At 36.2% G+C, this 7,368-nt stretch carries 5 protein-coding genes and 1 tRNA gene; 4 read left to right on the forward strand and 2 right to left on the reverse strand.

The features are described from left to right. Positions 1–658 precede the first annotated feature (658 nt). Positions 659–2,110: an asparagine--tRNA ligase gene (gene asnS, locus AC13EX_RS06925; RefSeq protein WP_482892101.1), complete on the reverse strand. Its 1,452-nt coding sequence runs from the start codon at positions 2,108–2,110 to the stop codon at positions 659–661. Positions 2,111–2,288: 178 nt separating this feature from the next. On the opposite strand from asnS, the gene rpoN reads away from it, so the two are divergent. Both rpoN and AC13EX_RS06935 read left to right on the forward strand, forming a co-directional pair. Continuing rightward, complete coding sequence (gene rpoN / locus AC13EX_RS06930) at positions 2,289–3,749, forward strand: RNA polymerase factor sigma-54 (protein ID WP_048642362.1); 1,461 nt, start codon at positions 2,289–2,291, stop codon at positions 3,747–3,749. Continuing rightward, a complete protein-coding gene (locus AC13EX_RS06935; RefSeq protein ID WP_482892102.1) occupies positions 3,749–4,372 on the forward strand; it encodes a PA-phosphatase in 624 nt (207 codons plus the stop codon). Before rpoN ends, AC13EX_RS06935 begins: the two co-directional genes overlap by 1 nt. A gap of 62 nt (positions 4,373–4,434) precedes the next feature. Here AC13EX_RS06935 and AC13EX_RS06940 read toward each other — a convergent pair whose 3' ends face one another. Then, complete coding sequence (locus tag AC13EX_RS06940; protein ID WP_048642363.1) at positions 4,435–5,169, reverse strand: porin family protein; 735 nt, start codon at positions 5,167–5,169, stop codon at positions 4,435–4,437. A 187-nt stretch (positions 5,170–5,356) separates the two neighbouring features. On the opposite strand from AC13EX_RS06940, the gene AC13EX_RS06945 reads away from it, so the two are divergent. Further along, positions 5,357–5,430, forward strand: a tRNA-Arg gene (locus tag AC13EX_RS06945). Positions 5,431–5,966: 536 nt separating this feature from the next. Next, the gene (locus AC13EX_RS06950) at positions 5,967–6,440 is read left to right on the forward strand and encodes a YHS domain-containing (seleno)protein (RefSeq protein ID WP_482892103.1); all 474 of its coding nucleotides are present in this window, start codon (positions 5,967–5,969) and stop codon (positions 6,438–6,440) included. The last annotated feature ends 928 nt before the right edge of the window (positions 6,441–7,368 follow it).

The following is a 7,368-nucleotide window of genomic DNA, read 5'->3' on the forward strand; positions in this document are numbered from 1 at the left end:
TTGCATCTTCGGAGAACTTTTGTAATTCACTCATTTTGTCCGATTATAGGTTTACAATTTTTAATTAAATTGTGTCAACCTATTTCAGTACACGACCGATTTTCTTGCGATTGCAACACTTCCCGTAAACACGGGACAGGCTATTACGAATCCTATTACATAATCCGGGTTTAATATTTTTTTACTCGATACTCAATGTATTTAAACTTCAAATAAAGCTGTAATTTTAAATGTAGGAATCGAATTAAGCCTTGCTTCAGTTTCTTTTTAGGTTTATTTTTCTCTGAGTATACACTTTTCTTATGGAGTTTCCCCATGCTTGATGGGGAAAACGAGTTTAAAAACAAAGGCTTTAGTAAACCCTAACATAAATTAATCATTTCCTTAGTATGATTTAATAATCAGACTATAAGATCTATGACACTCTTTTCGTATATTATTCTAAAACCTTGTTAGCCTTAAAAGCGCTTGTGCTGTTTCGTGATTTTTTGAATGAAATCTACTTATGAGAAAAAGAAGGCCCCACTGTCTATCTGGGGAAATAGATTAGGTAGAAGTTTCAGTGGTTAAATATGCAGTAAATGAAGAAAGCTAAAAGAAAAAAATATAATGAAAGTAATGATCCTTGGGCTTCTGCCCAAGGATCTCAAAATAGATATTAAAATTCAGCATTTCCTGGGGTTCTTGGAAATGGTATTACGTCTCGAATATTGCCCATGCCAGTAACGAACAGTACCAATCGTTCAAAGCCCAAACCAAAGCCAGCATGTGGTGCTGTTCCAAATTTCCTAGTATCAAGGTACCACCACATCTCTTCCTTGCTTATTTTTAGTTCGTCCATTCGTTGACAAAGCTTGTCCAGGTTTTCTTCCCGCTGAGAACCACCAACAATTTCTCCAATTCCAGGAAAGAGAATATCCATGGCAGCAACTGTTTTGTTGTCAGAATTTTGTTTCATGTAAAAGGATTTGATCTCTTTTGGATAGTCAGTAAGGATTACCGGCTTTTTAAAGTGTTTTTCTACCAGAAATCTTTCGTGTTCCGATTGGAGATCCGTACCCCATTCTTCGATAGGGTAGACAAACTTTTTCTTTTTATTCTGTTTAGAAGCCTTCAATATTTCAAAAGCTTCTGTGTAAGTGATTCTAACAAATTCGTTTTGAGTAACAAAATCCAGTCTTTCCAATAGACCCATATCACTTCTTTGATCTGCTTTTTTAACCTTCTCTTCCTCAGCTGCTCGCTTGTCCAAAAACTCCAAATCCTCTTTGCAATGCTTTAAAGCGAATTTTATAACGTACTGTAAAAAATCCTCAGCAAGGTTTTGATTGTCTTCAGCATCGAAAAAGGCCATCTCTGGTTCGATCATCCAAAATTCTGCAAGATGTCGGGTTGTATTAGAGTTTTCCGCTCGGAAAGTGGGGCCGAAGGTGTAGACCTCAGACAAGGCCATAGCAGCAAGCTCTCCTTCTAACTGGCCCGAAACCGTTAAATTTGTGGCCCTTCCAAAGAAGTCTTCTTGAAAATCAAGCTCTCCTTCTTCATTTTTTGGAGGGTTTTTAAGATCCAATGTCGTAACCTGGAATGTTTCACCGGCACCTTCTGCATCGGATGCAGTGATGATTGGTGAGTGAATGTAGACAAATCCCTTTTCGTGGAAATATTGGTGAATCGCAAAGGAAAGTTGGTTGCGCACACGAAAGATTGCCCCAAAGGTGTTTGTCCTAACTCTCAAGTGAGCATTTTCACGTAAGAATTCCAAAGAGTGTTTTTTTGGCTGAATCGGAAACTTATCAGGATCGGCTTCTCCCAGTACTTCTATAGAGGTGGCTTGGATTTCAGTAGATTGCCCAGCACCCTGAGAGTTTACGATTGTTCCGGTAATTTTCAAACAGGCCCCAGTATTTGCTTTTCGAAGAATATCTTCCGAAATTATTTGAGGGTCGGCCACACATTGATAATTTTGGATACAAGACCCATCATTTATGGCGATGAAAGTTACGTGCTTATTGCTCCTTTTGGTTCTTACCCAACCCATTAGGGTCGCTTTTTCCTCTGGAGTAGGGTTCTCCAGTAAATGTTTTATTTTAATTCTGTTGTTAAATGACATGACGATTCCTTGTTATAAAATAAAAAACCCAAAAGGGCGCACATTTAATTCGAATGCAAAAAAACGATATAATACGCTTTTTATCAAAATTTTGATCTTATTTCCTAAATTTGAATTCCAATCGAGTTTCTTCGGAAACTAGATGGAAATAACTCAAACCATTAATAGGTTTTAATATATGCAGAAACTGAATTTAAACCAGATATTATCTCAGAAATTATCTCCTCAACAGATTCAATTTATCAAACTGCTGCAGGTTCCTACTGCTGAGCTTGAATCCAGAATTGAAGAGGAGTTAGAGATTAACCCAGCCTTAGAGGAAGGGAAAGACGTGGACGCTGAAACCCAACAGGAGGAGTTCGGAGACAATACTGACGGCCCAGAGTCCAAAGATGACAAAGATATCAATATCGAAGATTATCTTAATGAAGAATACGGTGGATATAAAATGCAAGGGGATGGAAACTATTCTTCAGATGAGGAAGAAAGAGATATGCCCTTATCAAGCTATAGTTCTCTTCATGAACAATTGCTATCCCAGCTTAATTTCCTGAAATTAAACGATACCCAACGTTTGATTGGTACGCAGTTAATAGGAAGTATAGAAAATGATGGCTATATAAGGAGGGATCTTGAAGCCATAATTAATGATTTGGCATTTAGTCAGAATGTTGAAACTGATATTGACGAAGTAGAGGAGATACTTTTTAAGATTCAAACTTTTGACCCTCCAGGTATAGCTGCAAGAAATTTGCAGGAATGTTTGATTATTCAATTAGAGCGGAGAAATGCCACAGAGGATCCTGATCCCTTGGTGCCAAGAGCTATTTATATTGTTCAGGAGTGTTTTGAGGAATTCACTAAAAAGCACTATGATAAAATATTGAAAAAAGCAGGAATCAAGGAGGAAGAGCTTAAAGAAGTGATTCACTTGATTACAAGATTGAACCCTAAACCAGGAGGCGTTTCTGACGGTATGGTTCGAAACCATTATGTGATTCCTGATTTTATATTGAATAGTGTGAATGGGAAGTTTGAAATTGTCTTGAATTCAAAGAATGCTCCTGAATTAAAAGTCAGTAGGTCTTATTCTGAAATGTTCAATGCCTATGATAAAAGTGATAAGAAAGACAAAAAACTAAAAGAGACAGTGTCCTTTGTCAAGCAGAAATTGGACTCTGCCAAATGGTTTATCGATGCCATCAAACAAAGGCAACAAACCTTGATGCGTACCATGCAGTCTATTCTGGATTATCAACATGAATTTTTCCTTGATGGTGATGAAACCAAGTTGAGACCAATGATCCTGAAGGATATTGCTGAAAGAATAGATATGGATATTTCTACTGTTTCTAGGGTGGCCAATAGTAAGTCCATACAGACAGAATTTGGTGTATTTCCTTTAAAATACTTTTTCTCTGAGGGGATAGCTACAGATGGTGGAGAAGATGTAAGTAATAGAGAAGTGAAAAGTGTACTAAATAAAATGGTTGACGAAGAGGACAAGAAAAAGCCACTTTCGGATGATAAATTAGTGAAACTGTTAAACCAGAAAGGATATAATATAGCAAGGAGAACAGTAGCGAAGTATAGGGAACAGCTGCAAATTCCAGTAGCAAGGCTTAGAAAAGAATTGTAGTGTTAAAAAAGACAGCTTTAGGTTTATCGGTAATTTTCCAACCCTTGGTGATACCTACCTTCATGGTAGCCACTTTGTTCTATATAGTTCCAGAAGCTACAATGGTTCCGAAAGGAGCGAAATGGGCTGTATTGCTTTTGATTGGATTTACTACTTTCCTTGTGCCATTATTGGGCCTGCTTGGGTTACGGTATTCAGCAGTAATCAATAGCCTACAGTTGCCTAACAGAAGGGAAAGGATTTATCCTTTTGCCTTGGTGTCTGTATTTTATGTGATGACAGTTTCCTTCTTCTATTGGAAACTGAATATAGATCAATTGCTGCTTGTTACACTTGGGTTGGTTACTGTTAGTTTGGTACTGATGACAGTTGTTACTTTCTTTTATAAAATTAGTGCTCATCAGACAGCGATGGGAGGATGGGTAGCTATTGTAGGGGTATTGTCAGTAAAATTCACCTCAGGCCCAATGTTTTATTATTTTTTACTGGTCATTGTGCTCAGCGGTTTGATAGGGACAGCCAGGTTGTACCTCAATGCCCATAGGCCTTCAGAGGTTTATGCTGGCTTTTTGTTGGGATTTGGGATATGTTTTCCAGTGTATTATCATTTGTTAATCAATTGACATAAAAAAAGGAGCGGATTTATTAATCCGCTCCTTTCTTAAAATCAAGAAATTTTCTTCGATTAGAATAAGGCTACCGAAAGTCCGAAATTAAATTGAGTGGACTCTGTACCGTAAGGACCTTTGTTCCCTTCAAATACGCCATTTAATCCATAATATCCCCAAACGTTGAATCCTGGAAATCCTAAACGAGTATAAACACCATACCTAATGGGGTTCAATCCAAAATTCTGAGAATTTTTAATTTTTTGTTCCAAACCGTCACCATCAGTGAAAGATATTTTTGAATGAGCATTGTACAGTAAACCAATCTTACCTCCAACAGCTACTCGAATACCGCTGTTATAGTCTTTTTTGTTGACATGATACCTGAATTCAAGCGGAACATCAAAATAGTTGATGGCCATAGTATTGGAAGATACACTAGCATCGGCTCCATATACCTCAGAAATTGGCACAAGCATACTTGAATTTACAGCTTTGTCAGGATCTGAAACGAGAGTCATTTGATCTTTAAAAGCGAGTTTTTCAAGACCCAGTCCGAAACCAGGGTTGAAAGTGAAGCCTGTGTTTTCTCCCAAATCAATTTGGGTTTGGTAATAAACATTGACAACACGTGATGCAATAAAACGCGTATTCAAATCATCAGGCCTGTTATTTAGCATATTGAATCCGAAATCCAAAAACAAGTCACCCTTAATATTCGGTCTGCCACCTATCGATGTACGTTCCTTTTCTTGGGCTTGTAGTTGAAAAGTGATCAATAAAATAAAGGATATAATAGAAAGTCTTTTCATGAAAACAAATATTTTTTAACCTATCGAACGGCTAAATTAGGAAATAATGCTTGATTTGATTGCCTGTTGATCTTAATTATTCTTAAAATAAAATTATTAGCCAAGTAAAATCATTTCATTTTTACACCTATTCCTTCTTTGTAATATTGGGGATATTCTTTACCTTTGCATTCCATTTAGAAGGAATGGCCTCGTAGCTCAACTGAATAGAGTACTTGATTACGGCTCAAGAGGTTCCAGGTTTGAATCCTGGCGAGGTCACTAAAAGCTGAATTATTTAGCATCGAAACCATGTAATTTTCAAAAATTGCATGGTTTTTTGGTTTTTAATGAATCCTTCCAATTCCTGTTTTTACTCAGGAAGATAAGAGCTGTTATTAATTAAGTGCTTTTGTCTTGTCTTTCATTTTTTCATTTGCAGGAAAGAGTTTAATCGCAAAATGATTAAAGGACCTTCTGTTAGCTATAAAATCCTGTGTTAATTATTATATCAACCTCCTTTGAATTATAAATTGATATTGCTCATTTATTTATAAGTAAGGTTTTCAATGCTTGGGAAAGCAGGTATGGAAACAGTTGGAGTTGTAGTAGCCTTTTCTTTTTTCTACAGGAAGAAGTTGAAATCAGGTAGCTGAGTTTTTTAGCTAATAACTTTTATTTTCGATGAATCTTGGGTTGAAATTCTAAAGCTGTCTTAAGTAGTAAAATTGGGGTAAATGTTTTTTTTTGGTTAAGATTTAATTTTTTTTCCTTGAATTACGTAGGCTATTTGGATTAGACCATTAAATACTGAAGCCATGAATTTCGCAATTAAGCTAAGCACTTTATTATTTATTAGTACCTGCAGTTTTTTCTTCCAAGGAGTGGACACGTCTAAACGTGTGGGACATTTTAACTTAGATTCAAGGCATCTGGCTATTGATGGCTATGATCCTGTGGCCTACTTTACAAAAGGAGTAGCTACAGAAGGTAGCAAAAAGTACAGCTTAAATTATAAAGGAGTGACTTACTACTTTTCCTCCTTAAAAAACAAAAGCCTTTTTGAAGGGGACCCCATAAAGTATGAACCGCAATATGGTGGTTGGTGTGCTTATGCTATGGGGGATAATGGGGAGAAAGTTTCTATTAATCCCAAAACCTTTAAGATTGTAGATGGAAAGCTTTACTTATTTTACAATAAACTATTTACCAATACCCTGATTCCATGGAATGAAGATGAGGTTAACCTTAAAGGCAATGCGGATGATTTTTGGAAAGAGCTTATTAAGTAGGGGAATCAGTTTGTGCACTATTAGGGCTAATGAATGTAAATCAGTATTAAGCATTCCCTTGGCTCCTTTATATGGCATAATAGGTTAAACTAGATTTTGAATCCAGTTTTGTTGAACTGATATAATAAGGGTGGTTGATTGTAATCGATGTCCTAATAATAATGGTAAAGCAAAAAGCGTTTCCGGGTAATGTTGTTCTTTGGTAGTGCTATTATTGTTAGGAGAAACAGTAATTAAAGTCTTACTAGTATGGCTAAGCCTGATGAATTAGTAAATTCGGCTTCTATTCGGGTTATGATGTCACCTACTACTATATAGTAATAGTATAAGAATACTGGTTTTTTTCTACTATGAGGAATTTTGGGTGTTAATGGATTGAAGGAAAGCAAAGTGTTATTATAAGGTGCTAACGAAAGGGTGGAGCATTGCATCTGTTGCCTTAAGTTGTATTGTTTAAGTAGCTTGTTTGAGGTAAGGTTTATGGGCGTTTCTGATGTTTAGAAGTTGGGCATGAATTCACTGTCTCTGATTAGGGAGTGGAGGTGAAGGTTAGAATTGAGTTAAGACCATTACAAAATGTATTTTTTAAATGAATTGCTGGAGATAGTGTCAATTGTAAACAGGCTACTATCTTTGAATGCTCATCGGCTAATCCTTATTTAACTACTAATAGGGTGGCTGATTTGGTCCTTGAGGAAGTCAAGGATTGATTTTGACAAGTTCTTTTTTCGTAAATGTATGTAAATGAATACACTTAGGAATTTCTTCAAAAAAAAGGTGTTGTTTCCATGGTTATTTAAAAAATAACGTGCACCTTTGTCATCCCAAAAGCGGGTAAAGAGAAGAGAAAAAGGCATCAAAAAGTTTCTCAAAAAATAAATTAAAATAAGTTTTTGCAAAGTTAAATATTCCTTTTATCTTTGCACTC

Source organism: Cyclobacterium sp. L-R (assembly GCF_056859355.1).